This is a genomic window from Brevibacterium sp. UCMA 11752 (assembly GCF_021532235.1).
Taxonomy (GTDB): Bacteria; Actinomycetota; Actinomycetes; order Actinomycetales; family Brevibacteriaceae; genus Brevibacterium; species Brevibacterium antiquum.
Genome location: NZ_JACBOS010000003.1, coordinates 2,977,732 through 3,001,275, shown reverse-complemented (window position 1 = coordinate 3,001,275; position 23,544 = coordinate 2,977,732). Strand labels below are relative to the sequence as shown.

Annotated in this window: 23 protein-coding genes and 1 tRNA gene; 12 read left to right on the top strand and 12 right to left on the bottom strand. The window is 63.0% G+C overall.

All coding sequences use genetic code 11. The features are described 5' to 3' along the window. Positions 1–14 precede the first annotated feature (14 nt). The 4 genes from HU144_RS13405 to HU144_RS13390 all read right to left on the bottom strand — a co-directional run bounded on the left by HU144_RS13405 (position 15) and on the right by HU144_RS13390 (position 3,967). Entirely contained in the window at positions 15–566 is a 552-nt protein-coding gene (locus tag HU144_RS13405; RefSeq protein WP_235351730.1) for a YdeI/OmpD-associated family protein, read from the bottom strand. Between the two features lie 76 nt (positions 567–642). Continuing rightward, positions 643–2,157, bottom strand: coding sequence for a 3-hydroxyacyl-CoA dehydrogenase NAD-binding domain-containing protein (locus HU144_RS19460; protein WP_235351729.1), 1,515 nt, complete (start codon positions 2,155–2,157; stop codon positions 643–645). Continuing rightward, positions 2,154–3,065 (bottom strand): 3-keto-5-aminohexanoate cleavage protein, encoded by a 912-nt coding sequence (locus HU144_RS13395; protein ID WP_235351728.1) that lies wholly within the window; start codon positions 3,063–3,065, stop codon positions 2,154–2,156. Before HU144_RS13395 ends, HU144_RS19460 begins: the two co-directional genes overlap by 4 nt. Further along, positions 3,062–3,967 (bottom strand): TetR family transcriptional regulator C-terminal domain-containing protein, encoded by a 906-nt coding sequence (locus HU144_RS13390; RefSeq protein WP_235351727.1) that lies wholly within the window; start codon positions 3,965–3,967, stop codon positions 3,062–3,064. The genes HU144_RS13395 and HU144_RS13390 overlap by 4 nt, the downstream gene beginning before the upstream one ends. Before the next feature lie 190 nt (positions 3,968–4,157). Between HU144_RS13390 and HU144_RS13385 the strand changes: the two genes are divergently transcribed. Beyond that, entirely contained in the window at positions 4,158–5,531 is a 1,374-nt protein-coding gene (locus tag HU144_RS13385) for a pyridoxal phosphate-dependent decarboxylase family protein (protein ID WP_235351725.1), read from the top strand. 43 nt (positions 5,532–5,574) lie between these two features. Here HU144_RS13385 and yczE read toward each other — a convergent pair whose 3' ends face one another. Further along, positions 5,575–6,252: a membrane protein YczE gene (gene yczE / locus HU144_RS13380; protein ID WP_235351724.1), complete on the bottom strand. Its 678-nt coding sequence runs from the start codon at positions 6,250–6,252 to the stop codon at positions 5,575–5,577. A gap of 136 nt (positions 6,253–6,388) precedes the next feature. Between yczE and yczR the strand changes: the two genes are divergently transcribed. The 5 genes from yczR to HU144_RS13355 are packed head-to-tail and all read left to right on the top strand — an operon-like array spanning position 6,389 to position 11,681. After that, a complete protein-coding gene (gene yczR, locus HU144_RS13375; protein ID WP_235351723.1) occupies positions 6,389–7,840 on the top strand; it encodes a MocR-like transcription factor YczR in 1,452 nt (483 codons plus the stop codon). A 23-nt stretch (positions 7,841–7,863) separates the two neighbouring features. After that, positions 7,864–8,655: a YggS family pyridoxal phosphate-dependent enzyme gene (locus HU144_RS13370; RefSeq protein WP_235351722.1), complete on the top strand. Its 792-nt coding sequence runs from the start codon at positions 7,864–7,866 to the stop codon at positions 8,653–8,655. Positions 8,656–8,665: 10 nt separating this feature from the next. Next, positions 8,666–9,634: an arsenic resistance protein gene (locus HU144_RS13365; RefSeq protein WP_235351721.1), complete on the top strand. Its 969-nt coding sequence runs from the start codon at positions 8,666–8,668 to the stop codon at positions 9,632–9,634. A gap of 32 nt (positions 9,635–9,666) precedes the next feature. Beyond that, a complete protein-coding gene (locus tag HU144_RS13360; protein ID WP_235351720.1) occupies positions 9,667–11,121 on the top strand; it encodes a DNA-3-methyladenine glycosylase 2 family protein in 1,455 nt (484 codons plus the stop codon). Positions 11,122–11,153: 32 nt separating this feature from the next. After that, positions 11,154–11,681, top strand: coding sequence for a methylated-DNA--[protein]-cysteine S-methyltransferase (locus HU144_RS13355; protein WP_328284295.1), 528 nt, complete (start codon positions 11,154–11,156; stop codon positions 11,679–11,681). Between the two features lie 80 nt (positions 11,682–11,761). Here the strand turns inward: HU144_RS13355 and HU144_RS13350 are convergent. Further along, positions 11,762–11,834, bottom strand: a tRNA-Ala gene (locus HU144_RS13350). Between the two features lie 198 nt (positions 11,835–12,032). After that, positions 12,033–12,263, bottom strand: a complete 231-nt coding sequence (locus tag HU144_RS13345) for a hypothetical protein (protein WP_235351719.1) — start codon at positions 12,261–12,263, stop codon at positions 12,033–12,035. An 824-nt stretch (positions 12,264–13,087) separates the two neighbouring features. Here HU144_RS13345 and HU144_RS13340 point away from each other — a divergent pair. Further along, positions 13,088–13,987 (top strand): universal stress protein, encoded by a 900-nt coding sequence (locus tag HU144_RS13340; protein WP_235351718.1) that lies wholly within the window; start codon positions 13,088–13,090, stop codon positions 13,985–13,987. Further along, positions 13,984–14,853, top strand: coding sequence for an alpha/beta fold hydrolase (locus tag HU144_RS13335; protein ID WP_235351717.1), 870 nt, complete (start codon positions 13,984–13,986; stop codon positions 14,851–14,853). Before HU144_RS13340 ends, HU144_RS13335 begins: the two co-directional genes overlap by 4 nt. Before the next feature lie 72 nt (positions 14,854–14,925). Here HU144_RS13335 and HU144_RS13330 read toward each other — a convergent pair whose 3' ends face one another. Together HU144_RS13330 and HU144_RS13325 are read right to left on the bottom strand one after the other, a co-directional pair. Beyond that, a complete protein-coding gene (locus HU144_RS13330; protein WP_235351716.1) occupies positions 14,926–15,156 on the bottom strand; it encodes a hypothetical protein in 231 nt (76 codons plus the stop codon). A 109-nt stretch (positions 15,157–15,265) separates the two neighbouring features. After that, on the bottom strand, positions 15,266–15,679 hold the full coding sequence (locus HU144_RS13325; protein WP_204233690.1) for a phage holin family protein: 414 nt from the start codon (positions 15,677–15,679) through the stop codon (positions 15,266–15,268). Positions 15,680–15,939: 260 nt separating this feature from the next. On the opposite strand from HU144_RS13325, the gene HU144_RS13320 reads away from it, so the two are divergent. Beyond that, a complete protein-coding gene (locus tag HU144_RS13320; RefSeq protein ID WP_235351715.1) occupies positions 15,940–17,202 on the top strand; it encodes an MFS transporter in 1,263 nt (420 codons plus the stop codon). A gap of 136 nt (positions 17,203–17,338) precedes the next feature. Beyond that, positions 17,339–18,808 (top strand): peptide MFS transporter, encoded by a 1,470-nt coding sequence (locus HU144_RS13315; RefSeq protein WP_235351713.1) that lies wholly within the window; start codon positions 17,339–17,341, stop codon positions 18,806–18,808. 142 nt (positions 18,809–18,950) lie between these two features. Here HU144_RS13315 and HU144_RS13310 read toward each other — a convergent pair whose 3' ends face one another. After that, positions 18,951–19,808, bottom strand: coding sequence for a CPBP family intramembrane glutamic endopeptidase (locus tag HU144_RS13310; protein ID WP_235351712.1), 858 nt, complete (start codon positions 19,806–19,808; stop codon positions 18,951–18,953). Between the two features lie 78 nt (positions 19,809–19,886). Between HU144_RS13310 and HU144_RS19455 the strand changes: the two genes are divergently transcribed. Continuing rightward, on the top strand, positions 19,887–21,068 hold the full coding sequence (locus HU144_RS19455) for a molybdopterin molybdotransferase MoeA (protein ID WP_235351711.1): 1,182 nt from the start codon (positions 19,887–19,889) through the stop codon (positions 21,066–21,068). 20 nt (positions 21,069–21,088) lie between these two features. Next, a complete protein-coding gene (locus HU144_RS13300; protein ID WP_235351710.1) occupies positions 21,089–22,204 on the top strand; it encodes a ThiF family adenylyltransferase in 1,116 nt (371 codons plus the stop codon). 5 nt (positions 22,205–22,209) lie between these two features. Here HU144_RS13300 and HU144_RS13295 read toward each other — a convergent pair whose 3' ends face one another. Both HU144_RS13295 and moaA read right to left on the bottom strand, forming a co-directional pair. Further along, positions 22,210–22,455: a MoaD/ThiS family protein gene (locus HU144_RS13295; protein WP_235351709.1), complete on the bottom strand. Its 246-nt coding sequence runs from the start codon at positions 22,453–22,455 to the stop codon at positions 22,210–22,212. Beyond that, complete coding sequence (moaA, locus tag HU144_RS13290; RefSeq protein ID WP_235351708.1) at positions 22,456–23,544, bottom strand: GTP 3',8-cyclase MoaA; 1,089 nt, start codon at positions 23,542–23,544, stop codon at positions 22,456–22,458.

Genomic DNA, 23,544 nt, shown 5'->3' with positions numbered 1-23,544 from the left:
GACAGAAGAGGGTGTCAGGAGATGCCGAGGAGCTTCCCGCTCTTCGCCAGCTCAGGATCGGTGCAGGAGGACAGATCGAAACAGCAGGGGCGTCGCTTTCCCGAGTCCAGCTTGGAGATCGCGACCTCCACACGGCGTGCGCGGGTATCAGCGTTCTTCGTCGCCTGGATCCACCGCACCCACTCCCACCGCGCCATCGGCGTCAGCCCGGCCCATACTTCGCTCAGATCGGGTGCGTCGTCAAGTGCTGCGGCGAAGTCATCGGGAATCGAGGTCTCCGGCCATTCCTTGGTCGGAGTCAGCGACACGTCCACAGTGTCGGCATGGTCTGCACCCAGCTGTGCAGACAGCTCGTCGGTGACATTGATCCAATGTCCGCGCATTCCGTCGGGTTCGACCACCGTAGTGACGTCGACCCCGCCGACCTGCCCATGCGCGGCGACCTGGCCACGGGAGGGCAGGTCCGCACTGGCATCGGCGGGCAGGCGCAGGATCGGTCTGTCGTTGATGATCTCCAACTGCGTGGAGAATGTGATGGTTGTGGGAGTGCTCTTCTTCGTGCTCATGGTCACCAGGATAGTCTCCTGGCACATGCGTGACTTCTCGATTCCTGACAGCCTGATGACTCAGCCTGTCTCGGTCTCATCCCAGTTTCCGTCCCACCCAGTCGGGAGATGCAAACCCGATCCTCCTGAGGCGTTCCGACACGTCCCTGGGGAACGGTGCGGCCGCGCCCGAATTCTGGTCCACGTGCACAGCAATGAGCTCCTCGGTCGCGATGAGCTGCCCAGCGGCTCTCATCTCGTAGGCCAGATGCATCTTCTTCGACCCAGCGGAGACAAGGGTGGGTATGATCTCTACCTGTGCGCCGAGCCCGACCTCGTCGAGGTAGCGGATGTGGGACTCTACTGTGTAGAGCGAGGTGGAATGTGCCTCACGATGTTCCTGGCCGAGCCCGATCTGGTCCATCACCTGATCCGTGGCGTAACCGAAGATCAGAACGTAGAAGGCTTCGGACATGTGGCCGTTGTAGTCAATCCAGTCTGAAATCACCTGGGTCCGATAGGTCCCGAGTTCGATCGGCTGCGATTGACTCCGTGGTTCTGGTTGACCGCTCAGTTCAGTCTCGGTGGACACCCCTTCCGCTTCGGAGGCTTCCGCCGAGGTTGTCCGCCGCTGCGTTCCATCTGTGGCTTCGAGGTCGGCCGTGAGCCTGCGCAGGGCGATGATGCCTGCGTCCCGCGTGGCGATGAGATCAGGAATCGTCTTGTCACCACTGGCCACTTCACAGCCGGCCACGACATCATCGCGCAGCTTCTGTGACAGCTCCGGAGCATCCAAACGGGTCCAGGGTGATTTCAGCGAAGGACCGAAGTGGTCGAGCATATGTGCCATTCCGCCCTCACCGCCGGCCAGATGGAAGGTGAGCATCGGTCCTTGGAACGGCCAGCGCAGGCCGGGACCATCGGTGATCGACCGGTCGATCTGATCCACCGTGGCCTCGCCATGGTCGATCATGTGCAGAGCCTCTCGCCATTGCGCCTCTTGGAGCCGATTGGCGATGAACCCGGGAACCTCGTGGTCCATTCTGATCACGGATTTCCCGATCCGGGTGTAGAACTCGGCCGCCCAGTCGATGGCCGCAACGGCAGTGGACTCTCCGCCGACGACCTCGACGAGTGGGATGAGATAGGGCGGGTTGAACGGATGCCCGACGACGAGGCGTTCGGGATGCCTGGCGTTGACCGCCATCTCGGTCATGCTGTAGCCGGAGGTGGACGAGCCGATGACGACGTGTTCGTCACAGACGGCATCGATGCTGGCTAGGAGGCTGCGTTTGAGTTCGAGGTCCTCCGGAGCCGACTCCTGAACGAAACCGGTCCCTGACACAGCCTCGGCGAGGTCAGTGTGCACCGTCCAGGCATGACGGTCTGCGCCTGCGACCATGTCGAGTTCGGCCAGTGCGGGCCAGGCTGCATCGATGAGGCGGGTGAGCTTCTCGGCCGCATCCGGTGCTGGGTCCCAGACTCTGACCGTGTAGCCCTGAGCCAGGAAGTAGGCGGCCCAGCCGCCGCCTATGGTGCCGGCTCCGATGCAGGTGACCGTGGTGATGGATGCGAGGTCAGGATAGGAGGGGGCAGTCACAGCCGCGCTCACAGGTCGAGTCCCGTCACGATCGGTGCCTGCACCCGCAGGTCGAGGATGTTGCGGGCCTCGTCGGGTGTGGCAACCTCCGCGCCGAGATCCTCGATGATGTCGACAGCGCGTTCGGTCAGCGAGGCGTTGGTGGCCTTGACCCCTTTTGCCAAGTACAGGTTGTCTTCAAGCCCGACCCGGGCATGGCCTCCCGCGAGAACTGACTGGGCAACCCATGGCAGCTGATTGCGACCGATCGCGAAGGAGGTGAACTGCGCTCCGGGCGGCAGCATGTTCACCATCGCCGTCAGGAGCCCGGCATCGACCGGTGCTCCGTAGGGGACTCCCATGCACAGCTGGTAGAGCGGCGGAGGATCGATGAGGCCCTCTTCGACGAGCACATTGGCGAACCACAGGTTTCCGGTGTCGAAGATCTCGAGCTCGGGGCGAACGCCCAGCGTCTGAATCTTCTTCGAGCCCTCACGCAGCATGTCAGGGGTGGACACATAGATGTTCGATCTGTCGCCGAAGTTCAGGGAACCGCAGTCGAGGGTGCAGATCTCGGGCAGCAGCTCTTCGACGTGGGGAAGGCGTTCAAGGGCATTGACGAGATCCGTGCCCGGCATGTGAGTGGTCGGATCCTGGGGATCGACGACGAGATCTCCACCCATTCCTGCGGTGAGGTTGATGACGGGGTCGACGTCGGAGGCACGTATTATGCGCACGACCTCGCGGTAGTGGGCGACCTCCCTGGAACCCTGCTTGGTGTCGAGGTCGCGGACGTGGATGTGCACGACGGACGCGCCGGCACGAGCGGCCGCGATCGCATCATCGGCGATCTCCTGCGGTGTGACGGGCACGTGCTCGCTCTTGTTCGCTGTGTCGCCGGCGCCGGTGACGGCACAGGTGAGTATGACCTTGCGATTCATGATGACTCCTCATCAGGGTTGGTGTTGACGATTGCGCGTTTGAAGTAACTGGAGAGTCGACGGCGGAAGGTTGCCACGTCCATGATTCCGGTGAGGACCTTGACCCCGAGGCCGTCGAGCAGCGAGGTCAGCTCATCGGCCATGGCCTCACTGTCGCCGGGGCGGAAGAGCCCAGCGGACTGACCGGCTTCGATGGTGGAGCGCACGGTGTGCGACCAGCGTTCGTAGTGAGCCGGGTAGTCAGAGGTATGGGCGTCTTCGAGACCGAGCCGAGCCCAGGTCTGGAGCCAGATCGACCACTCGCTGCGTGAGGTGCGGCCGATGGGCGACTGGAGTTCGAGCAGACGTTCGAGCCGGCGGTGGGGGTTGGGAATCTCGTCGAGCCAGGCGATCTGACGGTCGAAGGCGAGCTTGACCGAATAGTCGAGTGTTGCGTCGAAGAGGTCGGACTTCCCATCGAAGTAATAGTGAATGCTCGCATTCGAGATCCCAGCGGCGTCTGCGATGTCTGCGATCCGCACCGTTTCATAGCCATGGCGGGCGAACAGATCCCATGCCGTCTCGACGATGAGCCTGCGCGGCGAAGAGTCCAGGGATGGCCCAGGACTCCGGTCAGTTCCTGATTGGAACCGCAGAGGAGTCGCGGACACCTGCGATTCGTCGCCGAGCAGCCACCTGACCGTCACTCCGGTAGCGGTGGCCAGAGCGAGGAGCTCTTCGGTGCCGAATCTGCGTCGGCCCGACAGAGACTTCGACAGCTTCGTCTCATCGATTCCAATGCTCGCGGCCACATGTCGTTGGGACAGATCGCTGGTGCGCAGTGCCTCTCTGGCCCGTTGGGCTGTGACACCGGCTCTGCTGACACCGGCGCCGTTGACACCGGCTGCGTTGCGATCCGTCATGGCCGCCAATCTATCTTCCCTATGCGCAGATCGCAAGTAATACTGGTGATACATCAATACTTGCGACTGGCATTGTTCGCATCGGTTGCCATGCTCGCGGCCTGGAGGCCGCCGGGATCAGAGGGGAGCGGATATTCTCGAAGGGATGAACCGATCACCTGATGACACTGTTCCCACATCGGAGGGGCCCATGAACGACAATCTCCATTCACGCATGCACGTCGTATCCGACGAGACCCGAAACCTCGTCAACCTCGTCCTCGACTACTCGCGTCGGCGCACCTTGGCCGTCGACACTCCACTTGACCATCCGACGACCGAGACCGAACTCAGACGACTGGCCGGACCGACCATCACCGAGGATGGTGTCGGGTCATCTCGCGCGCTGGCGATCTTCGAGCACATCTTCGCTCCCGCCTGCATCACAACTGACCACCCGAAATACCTGTCCTTCATTCCGAGCGCGCCGACGAAGGCGGCCGTGGCGTTCGACCTCGTGGTCTCCGCCAGCGCGCTCTACGGAGGCTCGTGGCTCGAGGGGGCAGGCGTCGTCCATGCCGAGAACGAGGTCCTATCCTGGCTGGCTGGAGAGTTCGGGCTGCCGACGAGCGCCGGCGGCGTCTTCGTCCAGGGAGGCACGATCGGCAACCTGTCAGCTCTCGTCGCCGCGCGTGATGCGCGCAAGGCCGCGCTCGGCGAAGAGAAGCCGGGGCGCTGGGTCATCGTGTGCAGCGCCGAAGCGCACTCCTCGGTCGCCTCGGCAGCAGCCGTGATGGACGTCGATGTGGCGCCCGTACCGACCGGTGACGACGGCATTCTGCGTCCCGACGGCGTCAGGGCCGCGCTTGAAGAACATGGTGATGCCGTCATCGCTGTGGTCGCGACCTCGGGGACGACGAACTTCGGCACCATCGACGATATCGCCGGAATTGCGGCGCTCAAGGATGACTACGACTTCTGGCTCCACATCGACGGGGCCTATGGGCTGGCTGCGATGCTCTCACCCCTGGCGCGGCACAAGTTCGCCGGAGTCGAATCCGCCGATTCGGTCATCGTCGATCCGCACAAGTGGCTCTTCGCCCCGTTCGACGCCTGCGCGCTCATCTACCGCGACCCGACGCTGGGGCGGCGAGCGCACACCCAGCGCGCCGAATATCTCGATACCCTCACCGACGCTGAGGAGTGGAGTCCTTCGGACTACGCCATCCAGCTGACCCGGAGGCCTCGGGGCCTGCCGTTGTGGTATTCCCTGGCCAGCTACGGTGCCGAGACCTATCGCGAAGCCATCGGCCATTCGATCGAGCTGGCGATGCAGATCGGCACAGAGATCAAGAAGCGTCCGAATCTCAAACTCGTCCGCGAGCCCGAACTCTCGGTCGTCGTCTTCGAACGTGCCGACTGGTCCCGTGAGGACTATCAGCGGTGGTCGGACCGACTGCTGGAAGATCAGCGGGCCTTCGTCGTACCCAGCTCGCACCAGGGGCGGCCCAATGCCAGGTTCGCGATCGTCAATCCGCTCACGACCTTTGAGGATCTCGTCGACATTCTTGACACGATGGAGTGATTCGACGCTCTGAGGCTGGTCAACACTAGGCGTGAAGCCGTGCTCAGCCCTTGGCGTGAGGGCGGGGCCGCGGCCTGAGCTCGACGGTGAATGTGGGCAGGAGGAACTGCGTGATCGGTCCGATGCCCACAGCATAGAGCGCGGTGCCGATGCCGAAGACGCCGCCGAGCAGCCAGCCGACGATGACCACACTGACCTCGATGAGGGTGCGCACCAGTCGGATCGACTTGCCTGTGACCCGCGACAGGCCCGTCATCAGACCGTCACGGGGGCCGGGACCGAACTGCGAGCCGATGTACATCGCCGAGGCGACGCCGTTGAGGATGATGCCACCGACGAGGAGTGCGATATTCCACCACAGCTCCTCAGGTTGGGGCAGGAAGAGCCGCGTCAGGTCGAGAGAGGGGCCGATGAGGAGGGCGTTGAGCACCGTCCCGAGTCCTGGCTGCTGCTTGAGCGGAATCCAGATGAGGAGGACGAGGAAGGAAGTGATCGTGACGATGGTGCCGAATGTCAGCGGCAGGTGCTTGATGATGCCCGAATGCAGAACGTCCCAGGGCATCATGCCCAGCCCGGATGTCACGATCATGGCCATCGATGCGCCGTAGAGGTAGAGGCCGAAGAGCAGCTGCGGCAGTCGACGGGGGAGTCGGCCGCTCTTGAGCTGCTGGATCGGACCGATATTCGCGAGTTCGCGCTTCGGCACAGGTGTCGATGACATCGTAGGTCTTTCCGGTTCGTTCTGACTGATATGACCATCTTGTCTCGAACTGGCCTTGTAAAAAAGAGCCAATTGGAAGAAAGTGGTCATATCGCCATCGGTCGGGTGGACGAGCCATCGACACAGCGAGGTTGCCATGAGCACGGCAGTGATGAGCGGACCCAGGTTGGCAGGCATCATCGGCACTGGGCCGTGGCCCGGACCAGCCTATGATTCGCTGACGGCAGGGATCTCGCGCGCCATCGGCGACGGCCGCATCCCGGTCGGGGCCAGGCTGCCCAGTGAGCGTGAGGTCGCAGCCGCGACCGGCCTGTCTCGGACGACGACCACCCGCGCCTTTGCCAAGCTGCGCGAACAGGGGTTCGTCCTCACCCGGCGCGGCTCCGGAAGCGTGGTCCAGATGCCGGAAGTCCCGGGCGGTCGCATCGATCATCTCCTGACCCCGGCCGGAGCCGATGAGGCGGAGATCGACCTCACCTGCACCGCCTCGGTGGCGCCGCCATCGCTGTTGGGAGCCTATGAACGCGCGGTCACGCAGATCCACGCCTATCTGCCCGGTACCGGCTACTATCCTTCGGGCCTTCCCGTTCTCAGGGAGCTCATCGCCGAGAGCTACACGGCTCGCGGTGTCCGCACCGATCCGGATCAGATCCTCATCACCTCGGGAGCCTTCGGTGCCGTGGCCATCGCCGTGCGCGCACTCAACGAGGGTCGAGGCCGGGTGCTCATCGAGAGTCCGACCTACCCGAATGCGATCGCGACCCTGGAAGGTGCCGGTGCCTCCCTGATTCCCTATCCGCTCGAAGTGGGCCCGGCCGGACACCATTGGGACATCGAGGCCATGGACCACATCGCACGCCAGACCCGTGTGCGATCGGCCTACCTGATCCCCGACTTCCACAACCCCACCGGGGCACTTCTGCCCGAAGAGCAGCGCCCCGAACTCGGATCCATGCTCCGGCGCAACTCCATGGTGCCGATCTTCGACGAGTCCTTGGTCGAGCTGGTGCTCGATGGAGGTCCGACACCCACGCCGATGGCGGCCTTCGTGCCCGACTCGATCACAGCAGGAAGCACCAGCAAGATCTACTGGGGCGGACTGCGCGTCGGGTGGCTGCGAATTCCGGCCCACCGCATCGAGGCGATGGCGTCCACGCGTCTGAGTCTCGACCTCGGCGCGCCTGTGCTTGAACAGCTTGTCGCCGTCGAACTCATGCGTGACCATGACACGATCGTCGGCGCATACCGCGACAAGCTGCGTGCGGCCAGGGACAACCTCGCCGCGCAGGTGCGCGCTCATCTTCCTACGTGGCAGGTGATCGTGCCCAGCGGTGGCATGGCGTTGTGGTGCCGCCTGCCCGAGGACCGTTCGGGTGCCCTTGCCGTCGCCGCGAGACGACACGGACTCGGTTTGGTCTCCGGGCCCAATTTCGCCCCCGCCGGAGGCCTGGACCGCTGGGTCCGTCTGCCGTACACCGTCTCCGAGACGCAATTGGATGAGGTCGGCCCCCGCCTCGCCGCTGCATGGGAGGATGCTCTGAAGTCCACCGACCGTGTCCCGGCCGGGCGAGCGCGGATCGTCGCCTGAGACGGTCTGGGTACCATGAGGATATGGACGAGGATCAGACCGTGAACGAGGGACTCAGCCACAACGGACAGTATTCGACTGCGACGACGGCTGAGGACTTCCGGATCAACCTCGCCGAGGTGAATCGGCGCATCGAATCCGCGGCTGCACGGGCCGGCCGCGACTCCTCTGAGATCGAATTGCTCCCAGTGAGCAAGACAGTTCCTCAGGAGCGGATCCGGGAAGCCGTTGCCGCCGGCTGCCACAAGCTCGGCGAGAACAAGGTGCAGGAGGCCTTCCGGAAGTCGGCCGAGATGTCTGACCTGGACATCGACTGGGCCGTGATCGGTCATCTGCAGTCGAACAAAGCACGTGACGTCGCGAAGTTCGCCTCCGAATTCCAGGCTCTGGACCGGCTGAAGGTCGCAGCTGCTCTCGACCGACGTCTCGAAGCGGCGGGTCGCAGCTTGGACGTCTACGTTCAGGTCAACACCTCGGCAGAAGAGTCGAAGTTCGGGATGCCGCGGGACGAACTGCTGAACTTCCTGCGAGAACTGCCGCAGTTCCCGAACCTGAACGTACAGGGCCTGATGACTCTCGCAGTGTTCTCCTCCGACCTCGATCGTGTCCGCACCTGCTTCCAGGGTCTGCGGACGCTGCGGGACCAGGCGCAGGAGACCGACCCCGAGCTGATCGGTGCCGGGAAACTCTCAATGGGCATGTCCGGGGACTACGAAGTGGCCATCGAAGAAGGAGCGAACTGCGTTCGGGTAGGCCAGGCCATCTTCGGCAGAAGGGCACTGCCTGACAGCTACTACTGGCCCGAGAACGGCTGACTGCCCTCGCGTGTTCGCATCACTGACCAGACATCAGGTTCTCTGGTACCTCATCGCCATAGTCGCAGGTGCCCTCATCGGGCTGGGACTGCCGGTGGCATCATCGATCGCCGCCGCTGCGATCACGCCATGCCTCATCGCGCTCCTGTTCGTGACATTCCTCGATATCCCGTTCGATGCCGTCCGTGATTCCTTCACCGACATGAAGTTCCTGGGCGCAGCTGCCCTCGTCAACTTCGTTCTCGTCCCGTTCGTCGTCGCCGGCATCTATGTCATGATGCCTCCTGCTGAGCCCTTCATCCTGCCTGTGCTCATCGTTCTCCTCACCCCCTGCATCGACTACGTCCTCGTCTTCACCCGATTGGCCGGCGGCGACCACGTAAGTCTGCTGGCACTGACGCCGGCGCTCATGCTCGTCCAGATCATCCTCCTGCCGGTCTACCTGTGGATCATTCTCGGCACCACCGGCGTGGGACTGATCGCGCCTGGGCCTTTCATCGCCGCTCTCGTCATCTTCATCCTCCTGCCGCTGGGCGCCTCAGTCCTCGTGCGTCTCCTGTCTCGGAGGTCGACGGTCGTGGATCGCTGCGTCCAGAGTGTCTCGGGGTCGATGGTGCCGCTGATGATGCTCACCCTGGCTGTGATCGCCGCGGCGCAGGTGCCCCTGATCGCTTCGCATCTGTGGGAACTTGGCGGTGCCATAGCGACATTCGTCGTGTTCGCGGTCCTCATGACCTGCCTCGGCGCGATCCTGGCTCGGGTGCTGCCTCTGAGCGTGGGCCAGGGCAGAGCCCTCGTCTTCACCGCTGTCACCCGCAATTCGCTGGTCATGCTCCCGATCGTGCGCGCCATCACCGCAGACGGCATCGGTCCATCGACCGTCGTTGCGCAGACGATGGTCGAGCTTGTCTTCATGCTCCTTCTGGTCCGTCTGGTCCCGCGAATCCTCCCGGACACCGCTGTGTCCGAAAACCGCTAGTATTGTCCTTCTTCTGCGAGCAGAATGGTCACATGCTCACGACAGATCAGTGCTACCAGGCAGTGGCCGGGCGCGACAGGCGCTTCGACGGAATGTTCTTCACCGCGGTTCATTCAACGGGCATCTTCTGCCGTCCGTCCTGTCCGGCGAGAACTCCGCTGCGCAGGAACGTCGGCTTCTACCAGACCGCAGCGGCAGCGGCGGAGGCCGGATTCCGGGCCTGCAAACGGTGCCGACCCGATGCCAGCCCGAATTCGCCTGAGTGGGACATTCGAGCCGATGTCACCGCCCGAGCCATGAGACTCATCCAAGATGGCCTCGTCGATCGGGAGGGGATCTCCGGCCTCGCCTCGGCGTTGGGATACAGTCCACGGCAGCTGGGACGAGTGCTGCAGTCCGAGATCGGCGTCGGGCCGCTTGCCATCGCCCGCACCGAACGCGTCAGGACTGCTCGCACGCTGGTCGAATCGACGACCTTGTCGATGAGCGAGATCGCCTTCGCAGCCGGATTCTCGAGCATTCGACAATTCAACGACACCTTCCGCGCCGTCTATTCGTCGACTCCGAGGGATCTGCGCACCAGCGCCGGGGAAGCGCACACCGGACAGGACATCACTGTCCGCCTCGCCTACCGGCCGCCATTCGACCATGCTCACCTGTTCAGGTATCTGGGTGTGCGTGCGATTCCCGGAATCGAGGACGTCACCGGTGATCGCTACACCCGTTCACTGCGCTTGGCTCACGGACCTGCTGTTCTGACCCTGACACCGGGTGCCGGAGACTACATCGAATGCCACCTCCGTTTAGCCGATACCCGCGACCTGGGAAGCGCGGCCGCCAGGGCCAGGCGAATCCTCGACCTCGACGCGGACCCCATCGCTGTGCGAGCGACACTGACCGAGGCGGGCCTGTCCGCGCTCATCGACAGGTATCCGGGCATCCGCTCCCCAGGAACAGGCGACCCCGTCGAACTCGCAATTCGAGCGGTCCTGGGGCAGCAGATCTCCGTCAGCGCCGCGCAGACTCACCTGAATCGCCTGGTGACCACCTATGGTCAGGTGCTGCCTGATGAGCTGAGAGTCGGCACCGTCGACCGGGTCTTTCCCACCGCAACCGCAATCGCGGAGATCCCCGACGAGCATTGGTCGCTGCCCAGCCGCAGGATCAGCACCCTGAGAACGCTGAGCTCACACCTGGCAGACGGCTCGATCGATCTGGGTCCGGGATGCGATCGGACGGAGGTCAACGACAGCCTGCTCGCCATCCCTGGAATCGGTCCGTGGAGTCTTGGCTACATTCGGATGCGTGCTCTGGGAGACCCCGATGTCCTTCTCAGTTCGGACCTCGGAGTCAGGAAGGCTATGGAGGAGCTCAACGGTTCAGGCACGGACATGACCGGTTGGACCCAGAAGACAGACCGCGCACGACCCTGGAGGTCCTACGTCACCCATCTGCTGTGGGCCCATCACTCGCAGCCACAACTATGAACAAGCACAGCGAATCAGGAACGGAGAACACAATGACGATGACACTGACCCAGCCCACGGCGAACGCAGTGCGATACTCGATCATCGACTCGGCGTTGGGGAGGATTCTTCTCACCTCCGACGGCGATCACCTGACCGGACTCTACCTGGATGATTTCGATCAGATCCTGGAACGACTGGCAATGCCAGGCGATGCCGAGCCGGTCCTCGACGACGGACTCACGGTGTTCGCGGCGACGGGGGAGCAGCTGGCCGAGTACTTCGCGGGCTCCCGCGTCGCCTTCGACATTCCATTGGCCCCGAAGGGCACCGAATTCCAACGCGAAGTCTGGCAGGCGCTGACAACGATTCCCTACGGAGCCACCGCCGGATACGGGGAACTCGCTGCGTGGATCAGCAGACCGACAGCGGCACGTGCAGTGGGAGCCGCCAACGGGCGGAACCCGATCAGCATCATCGTTCCCTGCCACCGTGTGATCGGAGCGGATGGGGCACTGACCGGTTATGCCTGGGGTGAAGAGAAGAAGCGAACCCTGCTCAACCTCGAGGCTGGTCACTGACGGCAGCCTCCCACTCACTCGAGCCTCGCACACAAAGAAGGACCCGGCCTCATTGTGATGAGACCAGGTCCTTCGTGCGGTGGAGGTAAGGGGATTCGAACCCCTGACCTTCTCCATGCCATGGAGACGCGCTACCAACTGCGCCATACCCCCGCTTGCTCGATCAATATTACTCAGGTGCACGCGGGACGACAAATCGGCGGAGAGTGACGCTGACCACACTCATGTGGTCAAGAGGTGGCTGGCACGCGGAATCTGCGGGTGACTGGGACAGGGAGTCTGATGGCGGCCGGGGCAGGGGATCTGATGATGGCCGGGACCAGGCGATCTCCCGGTCCCGGCTATCGGACATCAGATCATGGGCCGAACGTAGTAGAGGTACTTCGCGACTTCGCGTTCGCGCTGCTCCTTCACGCGCTCATCTCGAGCGAGTCTGCGAAGCTGCGCCTGACGACGGTCTCGACGAGTGACCTCATTGTGGTTCTTTGCGGCGGCAGCCGGGCGGCGGGCCCATTGGATCAACTTGAGCCCGGCGTTCAGTGCCACACGCCGCGGATAGGTGAATGTGAATACCGTGGACAAAACGATTCCTTAATGTTTTCGGGCAGGGGTAATGCCCAAATGAGGGTTAGTGTTAATGTTCGAGGACAATGAGCTGAAGAAAGGCCCGAAGACTCGAATGAAAGCGACTTCTGGGAGATGAATTCACGGATCGATGTCCGCCATGATCTGAGCCTCGGTGAGGATCAGATGAATTGACGGCAGCAGCCCACAGGCAGGCTCAATTGGATGAGTGGTTCAAGGCCCCGAAGGTCGATGGTGTTCATGAATGAACGCACCTGGTGAACAACGGCGTCCTGGCCGAGGTCACTTCAGGCGTGAATGCACCGTGTGAGCGCCAACGGTGGCGACACAGCGGTATGGCCTGGATGATCCTGCGGCAGAGAAAGTACCGGCGTTCAGATGACCGGTGGAGAAAGACGTAAGATGCGGCTGGAGTTCAGCCGACGAGCCCTTGTCCGCCAATCAAGCAGGCAGTGTTCCCGAGCCAGCGGTGCTGGGGCTTCGGAAATGCGATAATTTTCAGCATAGTTCTGCGCTCCCTTCTTGGTCGTGGATCTCGTTTGAGCGGCGTCAGTGCTCAAGATGGATTATTGCAATTCTGGGGTTTGAGCGAATCCGTAATTGCACTGTCGAATTTATCACAGATGAAGAACTGTGTGTAGGTTTTGTTCATTCTTTCTGAACTTTATTGCGGCTAAGGAGAATCGTGGCCTATTCGGACCGGTCATCGATCCGCACTGTCCCGTGGAGCGCCTTTCCATCGGGCTCGGAATGTGAGGTCGAAGAATGCCCAGCTGCCGACGTAGAATCTTCTCAGACTCGCGACTCACTGGGAGAAGATCATGTCACAGCCTGCTGCCACCCCTCGACGACTGGTCGTCGGATACATCGCCACCGACCGTGGACGCGACGCCATCGCTCTGGCCATCTCACTGGCACGTTCTGCTGGGATCGAACTCATTGTGACGATCGTGCGTCCGGAGTCATCGACCTTCACCGCAGGCAATTCGATTCCGCAGGACGGCACCGGGATCGTCTCGCAGCAGCTCGAGGACTGGCTCGACGAGGCACTGGCCCTGGTGCCCGATGATGTCACGGCCCGAGGTGTCATCCACACCTCGTCCAATGAGTCCAAAGGTCTGATGGAGGTCGCCGAGACCGAAGGCGCGCTCGGTATCGTCATCGGTGCTCGAGCCACGACGCTGATGCGCTCATTCCGCATCGGGACGGTCGCGACCTCGTTGCTCCATTCCTCAGTGGTCCCGGTGGTGCTGGCTCCGGCAGGCAACTCGGACATCGGTCCCGTCTCCCGAATCACCACACTCTTCGGCGCCCGCCCCGGAGCGGCAGCGCTGATCGGCGCCGCCGTGCAGTCAGCCGCTGCCCTCGACGTCGACCTGCGACTGCTGTCTCTGATCGAGAACGACGGGCTCGGCGATGACGATACCGTGGAGATTCAGGAATTCGCCGAGGAGTACGGGGGAGCGGTGCTGGCCGGCCGCGCGGCCGAGATGTTCGAGTCGGGCCGAGCCGTCGTCAAGTCTCAGGCCGGAGCCGACATCGAGGACGCTGCCGCGAACGTGGACTTCCAACCCGGCGAGATCGCATTCATCGGTTCGAGCAGACTCGGCCGAGGCGGTCGCGTGTTCATCGGTGCTCGTGCCAGGCGACTGCTGCGTGTGCTGCCGGTACCTGTCGTCGTTGTGCCCCGGCGCGCAATCAGCACCGCCTCGACGAAGTGAGCCTCTCTGCTCCAGCGCGCACCGACTTCACCGTCGACGGTCACCCAACCGCCGTGTGGGTGCACTCCTCGGGATCGACTGCGCGTCCTGTGCTCATGGTCCACGGATTCCGCGGCGACCACCACGGAATGGACCTCATGGCAGGGGCAATCCGTGATCGCGATGTCATCGTCAGCGATCTTCCCGGATTCGGCCTCACGCCTCCGCTGTCGGCAGGTCTGAGCCTAGACAGCTACTGCGATCATCTCGTCGGACTCATCGCAGAGGTGACTTCGCGTTGGCAGGCCGCGCCGATCGTTCTCGGCCACTCCTTCGGGTCGATTCTGGTCGCGCATATGGCTGCGCGTCGACCGGGCACTGTCGGTGAGCTCATCCTCATCAACCCGATCACGACACCGGCGCTCGAAGGCTCCGCCAAAGTGCTGACGGCTCTGACCCGTCTCTACTACAACCTCGGAGCCCGGCTGCCGGAGACGATCGGTCACCAGCTGCTGGCCAATCCGGTCATCGTGCGGGCGATGAGTGAGGTCATGGCCACGACCAGTGACCGCGGGCTGCGACGCTATATCCACGACCAGCATGCTCGGCATTTCTCCACCTTCAGCGATCGGGATTCACTGGCAGCGGCCTTCGAGGTCTCGGTCGCCCACACCGTCACCGAGGTGGCCGGCGACCTGAGGATGCCCACGCTCGTCATTGCCGGAGACAAGGACGCCATCGCCCCGATCCCGGCGACTCGCGAATTCGTATCGGAGTTGGCGAGTGCACAGTTCGTCGAACTCTCCGGTGTGGGGCACTTGGTGCACTATGAACGTCCCGAGGCAGCCGCCTCGGCGATCATGGGATTCTGTCGCGGCAGGGACTGAATCAGGGACTGAACAGCGAAAGAGGGCCGATGCGAATCAACGCATCGGCCCTCCTTCGTTCATGCCAGGGTCTCAGCCCTTACGGTCGACGATCCAGTGATAGACCATGGGGACGATGAACGCGAGGCAGGAGGCGAGCAGGCCGGCCCAGAAGAGCCAGAACTCGGTCCCCGGGGCGCCGTAGAATCCGGCACCGAAGAGGTAGAGACCGAACACGAAGAGGGCAAACGAGAAGATGAAGACGATGACGTCAGGCAACGTGGCTGAGTTCCGAGTTCTCTTCGTGGTGGCGATGTTGGACATGTTCTCCTCCGACGGTCATTGGGGTGCAGACTGACACACTGAAATTAAGTCTACACGCAGTAGAGAAGATTCCGGGTGCGGCTGACGCCCGAGTCACGGTGGTAACCGATCAGTCGCGGGCGGAGCTCTTCTCCGGGACCAACCAGCCCAGAAGGGCGGAGACGATGGAGATGATGATCGCGGCGAGGATGGCCGAAGGGAAGAAAGTGTCGATGGTGAACTGGAACGGGGTGAAGCCGCTGAGCCAACTGGTCAGCGCCAGCATGATCGCATTGATGACGATCGAGAACAGTCCCAGGGTCAGACACGTGATCGGTGCAGACACGAAGCTGAGGATCGGTTTGATGAACGCGTTCGCCAAACCGAAGATCAACCCGACGACGAGGTAGGAGATGATCGTGGCGGCGATCGGTCCGGTCTGGTCTTCCACGACTCGGTTTCCTGCGATGGCAACGCCAGGCAGTATCCAAGCCGCAACCCAGATCGCACATGCGTTGACGACTACTCGAGAGAGGAAGTTCATGCAGATATCTTCCCATTCTCGTCTGCATTCTTACTGAGTCGCGGATGGGAATGAGGTCTGTGCCAGAGAGCGAAGGTGAGCAAGCTCAAACGCTTGAGTTCACGATCACCCTCGTCTGCAGGCTCCGATCCCGGTAGCCTGGAAGAAGCGCCCACTGGCGCCGACACAGACAGCAGAGTGCATCTACCGAGTGATTTTGATCCAGGTCACCACGGCGGCACCGATCCCCGTCGCAGTGATGGGGGAGAAACTGGATTGATATGCCCAGCAACGAAACCCGCACCCGTCCCGATCAGATCGCAGCACCGACGCTGCGGAGCATCGTGGGCCGCACCTACTTCCCGATCGCCTTCGTGGCCAGATTGCCCTATGCCATGGTGGTCATCGGTGTCCTCACCCTCGTCGTCGCCGGCCGCGACTCGCTGAGCCTCGGCGGAATCAACTCCGCCATGGTCGGCCTGGGAACGGCGATCTTCGGCTCCTTCATCGGCGCCGCCGCCGACCGTTGGGGACAACGCCGCGTCCTGCTGACCATCGGCTTGCTCAACAGCGTCGCCCTGATCTTCATGGCCTGGGTCGTCTTCAGCCCCCTGCCTGATTCCGTGGTGCTCATCGCCGCCTTTGCCATCGGCGCTACAGCCCCGCAGGTCGCCCCGATGTCACGCTCTCGCCTCGTTGAGATCATCATGTCCAAGCTCAACGGCCCCAGACAGCAGAAGACTCTCAACGGCACAATGGCCTACGAGTCGGCAGCCGATGAGTTCGTCTTCGTCTTCGGCCCCTTCATCGTCGGCCTCCTCGCCACGACCTTCCACCCGGTCGCGCCGATCATCGGCGCGGTCATCATGACGCTGGTCTTCGTGTCCTCTTTCGCCCTCCACCCCACGGGCAGGGCAGTTGTGAGCACCTCAGCACAGCCACGAGTCCAGGCTCCGGCCAAGGAGCTGTTCACCTTCGGCGTCTTCGTCGTCGTCCTCGGCGTCTTCGGCATCGGGCTCGTCTTCGGGTCGACGCTGACGGCGCTGACCTCACTGACGAACGACCTCGGACGCCCCGAGGAAGCCGGCCTCATCTACGGAATCATGGGCATCGGCTCTGCCATTCTGGCCATCACCGTCGCGGTGTTCTCCCCACGCTATGCTCTGTGGGCCCGGCTGCTGTCCTTCGCACCCCTGATGCTCATCGGAGCCGTGATCATGGCGTCGTCGACGTCGATGGTCATCGTGGTCATCGCCCTCCTGCTCATGGGCTGCGCGGTCGGGCCGACCTTGGTGACCCTGTTCAGCCTCGCTGCCGAACGCAGTCCGCTCGGACGCTCGGCGACCGTGATGTCCATGGCTGGTTCCGCGATCATCGTCGGCCAGTCGGTGGCATCGGCAGTCAACGGAATCCTCGCCGAGGAGGCCGGAACCTCGGCCGCAATGGCTGTCCCGATGGCGGCTTCCGCACTCGTCCTCGTCGCCGGCCTGCTCAACCTGCTCGTCGGCAAAGAGGCCCGAAAAAGAGACCTGGTTCACTCGTAGTTTCCGCTTTCTGGGACGCGTAGTCCCAGCATTGAGATCGTGTGACCTGAGCAATAACGGGGAGTAGCATTGCCGCTTGTTCACAGTGAATCGCGCACCGCAGTGCGCGTTTGCACGCCACAACGGAAAGCACAATATGTCATCAAGCACCTCAACTACTGAGGCCGCGCGGAACGACACCCGATTCTTCGGGCACCCGCTTCCGCTCATGCAGCTCTTCAGCCTCGAACTGTGGGAACGGTTCTCCTACTACGGCATGAACGGCATCCTCGCCATCTACCTGTACTTCCAGGTGTCCGAGGGTGGCCTGGGCATGCCTCAGCCGACAGCCATCGGAATCGTCGGCGCCTACGGCGGCGCCGTGTTCTTGGCGACGATCCTCGGCGCATGGGTCGCGGACCGGATCCTCGGCGCGGAGAAGATCCTCTTCTACTCGGCGATCATCATCATGGTCGGCCACATCTGCCTGGCGCTCATTCCCGGCTTCGGCGGAGTCGCCGCCGGTCTCATCCTCGTCGCTCTCGGCTCCGGTGGCCTCAAAGCCAACGCCTCGGCCCTCGTCGGTGAGCTCTATACGGAGAAGGACCCGCGCAGGGATGCCGGGTTCACTCTGTTCTACATGGGCGTCAACATCGGGGCCCTCCTGGGACCGCTGATCACCGGGCTCCTGCAGAAGGAGATCGGCTTCCATTTCGGCTTCGGTGCCGCAGCAGTCGGTATGGCTCTGGGATTGATCATCTATGCGACAGGGCGGAAGAACCTGCCGGACGAATCGCGCGGCGCGGTCAACCCGCTGCCGACCTCGAAGCTCTATCTCTTCGTGGCGGCCATCGTCGTCGCAGTCATCCTCATCGTCATCCTGTGGATATCAGGAATCGTCAATCCGGACAATCTGGACTGGTGGATCGCCGGAATCTCGGCAGGAGCAGCGGCCTGCTACTTCATCGTCATGGGCGTGAGCCCGCAGACGAATGCCGATGAGCGCTCACGCGTGCTGGCATTCATTCCCTTCTTCATCACCTGTGTGGTCTTCTGGTCCCTGTACCAGCAGATCTTCGGGACGCTCACTGCCTATTCCGACTCGCAGATGAACCGTGAGATCTTCGGCTGGGAGATGCCGATCAACTGGCTTCAGCTCATCCCGCCGATCTTCGTCATCGCCTTCGCTCCGGTCTTCTCGGCCATCTGGTTCAAGCTGGGCACACGCCAGATCTCGACCCCGGTCAAGGCAGGGCTCTCGCTCATCCTCATCGGCATCGCGTTCCTGCTGTTCCTGCCGTATGCGAATGCCGGCGAGCATGAGACTCCGCTGCTGTGGGTGGCCTTCATCTTGCTGCTCTTCGTCTTCGCCGAACTCCTCATCTCACCGATCGGTCTGTCCTTCTCCTCGAAGGTCGCACCGAAAGTGTTCCAGTCACAGATGATCGCCGTGTTCTTCCTCGCCTCTGGCGTGGGAACCGCACTGTCGGGTGTCCTCGGCGGCTACTACTCGGCCGACAACCAGACGCCGTATTGGACTTCGATCGGCGCAGCATCGATCATTCTGGGGTTGCTGGCACTAACCCTGACCAAGCCGATGCTCAAGGCACTGCGCGGAATCCGCTGATACGGGGTGCGCGCACAGGGGACGCTTCCCGTGCGAGCATGCTCTGACTCGATGAGACGCCCTGGCTCACACCTCGTGATCCAGGGCGTTTCGTCATGTGCGCGGGAGAAGCCTGGCGCCGCTGGATGACAACTGCGGCCGACTACACCCCGATGAAGATGGGCAGCGCCTCGGGATGATGTGCGTGGACGATCGTGAGGAAGACGAGCGCGTCGAAGAGGAGATGGACCGTCACGGTATAGGGCAGCGACTTCGTTCGAGTGAAGATATAGGCCTGAACCAGTGCGAACGGGATCGTCAGCACCGGGCCGATCGATCGATAGCCCAACTCCCACAGGAACGACACGAAGATGATGGTGGTGAACACGTTCGCAGTCCAGAAAGCGAAGTGCTTGCGCAGCAAGGCGAAGACCGTGCAGATGAAGAACAGCTCATCCCAGATGCCGACAGCGTTGACGCCGAAGAAGAGTCGCACGATCTCATCCCACTGAGTCACCGGCGGCCAGTTGAGATAGACCCCGGTGCGCATGAAGTACTGAGGGAGGACAAGCCAGGCGACGACGATGACGAAGGCCAGCCAAGCCCATTCCAGGCGCGACCACTTCTGCCCCCGACGCAGAGGGAAGACGATGGTCCGGTCCTTGAACCCGTATCGGGTGATCAGCCAGGGCCCGATCACCACGGCGGACAGCACGACTCCCATCCGAGCGATGTTGGACCAAGAGATATCGGCTGCCACCGAGATTGAGGAGATCAGTCCCAGACAGCCGGCGATGACGCTGAGGTCGCGTGCGAACTCTCGGTCGGCCATCCATGCGACGATGAGGGATGCCACCATCGGCGCGTAGCCGAAGGCCCTCAGCTCAGGAAACGTGGTTCCGAGACCGAACAGGACGAAGGCGGACAGCGCCAACAGGACTGCGGCCAGCCCCGGCCAGGAAATGAGATCGAATCGTTTGGAATCAGGTTCGAATCGCGTTTGTGTGTCCACGCTTGACACTCTAAATCACCACAGTCCGAACACGAGCGCTGGAACCGGCAACTCCTCGTAGTATCTGACACAGGCGAAAGGACACCCGTGGAACCCGAGGAATACTGCCGACTGATCATCTCATCGGCCCCGCCGCACACCGTGGAGACGATTCCCACAGCGTCGGCGATCGACAGAACCGCTGCCGCTGACGTGATCGCCGACGCGCCCATCCCAGCGTTCGCCACCTCGGCGATGGACGGCTTCGCATTCGATGAGTCGGCACTGGACAGTTCCCGGGCCGGCGCCGAGGTGGCCCTCAGCGGTGACATCCCCGCCGGTGCCGTGCCGGTGGACATCGCACCAGGCACCGCAGTGCGGGTGATGACCGGAGCGCAGGTGCCCTCCAGCGCTGTAGCGGTCGTTCCCGTCGAACTCACCGATGCCGAGGCCACAGGGCCAGCTCCCGAGCACATCCGTGTCCCGTCGTGGCCCACGAGGCTGCACGCCGGGTGGAACATCAGAAGGGTAGGGGAGGACACCCAGGTCGGAGACGCCGTCATCCGATCCGGCGAGACGATCAGCTCCGCAGGTGTGGGCACACTGGCCATGATGGGACGCGAGACCGTCAGTGTCCTTCGCCCTCTCACCATCGGTCTCATCGTCACCGGGGATGAGCTGCGCACCGGTCTCACCACGTCGGTGCAGCCATTCATCCACAACTCGAACCTGCCCATGCTCAGCTCAGCGATCACGGCCGCCGGAGCCATCCCCGTCGAACGCAGCTGCGGTGACGATCCCGATGCCTTCCTCCAGATCATCGACGAGCTCTCAGGCCGAGTCGACCTCATCATCACCACCGGCGGCATCAGTGCCGGTGCCTTCGAAGTCGTCAGACAGGCACTCAGCGGCGACCACTCGTCGTTCCTGCGTCTGGCACTGCGACCGGGTGGGCCCCAGGGGTACGGACGCTGCGGTGATGTCCCACTGCTGCATTTCCCGGGCACACCGACCGGAGCCTTCCTGTCCTTCCACCTCTTCGCACGCTCTCTGCTCGAGGCGCGTCTCCTCGGATCGCGGTGGAAGAAGGCCGTCTACGCCGGTCCCGACATCATCGGACATAACAAGGCCGTCAGCCTGCTGCCTGGCAGATTCACCACAGCCGGAGATGTCGAAGCCCTGGACCGGTCACGATTGCGCGACTTCGCCGCCGCCGACGTCATCATCCGTGCACCTCGAGCCCCAGGGACGATTCGGACCGGGGACATCATCGCGGTCCTCGACTGCTGAAGCCAACTAGACTGAGGCACATGTCAGCACATGCACTCACCCCTGCGGATACGAAACGCTATGCCCGTCAGATCCGCCTCAACGGGTTCGGTCCGCAGGCCCAGTCCGCGCTCCTCGCATCTCATGTGCTCGTCATCGGCGCCGGTGGGCTCGGGGCACCGGTCCTGACGTACCTGGCAGCGGCCGGGGTCGGACGCATCAGCATCATCGACCCCGACACGGTGGAACTGAGCAACCTGCACCGCCAATTCATCCATTCCGAGGCGCGCGTGGGCCACCGGAAGGTCGATTCCGCCAAAGCCCGAATGGGCGAGCTGAACTCGACCCTCGACATCATCACCCACCCCGTGCTGCTGACACCGGACAACGCCCTCGAACTCATCGGTGCAGCCGATATCGTCATCGACGGCAGCGACAACTTCGCGACCAGGTACTTAGCCAACGACGCCTGTGAGATCCTGAAGAAGCCCCTCGTCTGGGGCACGATCCTCGGCTTCGACGGGCAGGTCGCCGTCTTCGACACGAGGCGGGGGGCAACGCTGCGCGACCTCTACCCGGTCGTCCCAGCCCCCGGATCAGTACCCGACTGCGCCACTGCCGGTGTCCTCGGAGCTCTCTGCGGAAGCATCGGTGCGGCCATGGCGATGGAGACGATCAAGGTCCTCACCGGCATCGGCACACCTCTCTACAACGCGGTCTCCATCCACAGCAGCCTCGACGCCAGCTGGGAGAGCATCCCGGTCGGACGAATACCTGAACGTGAGTCGATCACGGAGCTGGGCAGCCACCTCGGCGACTATGGTGATGCACTCGGCAGCCTCGGTGCTGAGACGACCGCCGGGACGCCGGCGGGAAATGATCCGAGCGTGACGTGGGGGTCGATCACACCCGGCACTCACCTCGTCGACATCAGAGACGAAGACGAGGTCTCGGCAGGAATGGTTCCAGGCGCTCGGCACATACCGATGGACGTCCTCGTGGACGATCCCGGACTGATCGCGGGGAACGGTAAAGTGGCTCTCTACTGCCGTTCGGGAGTGCGCTCTGCCCGGGCCTGCGCACAGCTGCGCGCGCAGGGCAGCGAGGTCAGCTCTGTCTCCGGGGGATATCTCGCGTATCTGTCACTGCCGCACTGACGAACTCAGCCGCCTGCGAAGGGCGGGAGGATGTCGACGGTATCGCCCTCGCTCAGAGGCGCGTGAGGATCCGTGGCAGCGATCGCGTTGACCAGGAAGCTCGAGCGGGAGATGACCGTCCTCGCCTCGGTGGCGGCATCCTTGGTCAGGGTCGCGATCAGCCCGTCGATGGTGGCAGCCTCGGCGCTGCATTCTTTGGTTCCGAAGGCCTCTCGCGCGGCTGCGAAGAAGCGGACTCTGATCTGGGGCACTTATCCTCCGATGGCGCTCATGGGACGTTGGGGCTGTTCGAAGCTCTCGGAATCCATGCCGTGGCCGGCCAGCTTCTTCCAATGCGCGCCCTTCCACAGGTTCGCGATGGCTTCATCGTCGGCACCGCCCCGCATGGCGGTGAGCAGATCCACCTCCGTGTGTGAGAACAGGCAGGTGCGCACTCGTCCCTCTGCAGTCAGACGGGTGCGGGTGCAATCGGCACAGAAGGGTCGGGTCACCGAGGCGATGATGCCGACGTCGCCGATGACGGTCTCCGGATCGTCCCTGCTCGCAACCAGGAACTTCTCCGCTGGAGCACCACCTCGCGGCGCAGAGTCGGGGGTGAGGATGAAATCGGGTTCGAGCAGGGCGAAGATGTCGGCGGCCGTGATCATTGTGCCGCGTTCCCAGGAATGTCCGGCGTCGAGAGGCATCTGTTCGATGAAGCGCAGCTTGAGTCCGCGTTCGAGACACCAGCGCAGCAGCTGCGGAGCCTGATGGTCGTTGACGCCAGGCAGCAGCACGGCGTTGATCTTCACCGGATCCATGCCGGCAGCCTGGGCACCCTTGATCCCGTCGAGCACCCTGCCCAGGAACGGGCGTCGAGTGATCGTCGCGAACGTCTCGGGATCGACGGTGTCGAGCGAGACATTGATACGGTCGAGGCCCGCGTCCCGCAGCTTCGCGGCACGCTTGTCGAGACCGATCGCATTCGTGGTCAGAGCGATATTGGGGCGGGGCTCGAGTGCGGCGACTCCGGCGATGATGTCGGTGATGTCTTTGCGGGTCAGCGGTTCGCCACCGGTGAACCGGACCTGGTCGACGCCGAACTTCTCGACCCCGATGCGCACGAAGCGGATGATCTCCTCGGCCGTCATCGCCGCATCGCGAGACATGAACTCCACACCCTCCTCGGGCATGCAGTAGCTGCAGCGCAGATTGCAGAAGTCGGTCAGCGAGATGCGCATATCGCGGGCACGTCGGCCGAAGGTGTCCAGGAGCGAATCCTCCTGATGGGCCGTAAACGTCTCGCCCGGGTCCACTGTCGGAGTTCTCAGAACGGGCGTGGGCAGGCTGATCTTGCGCAT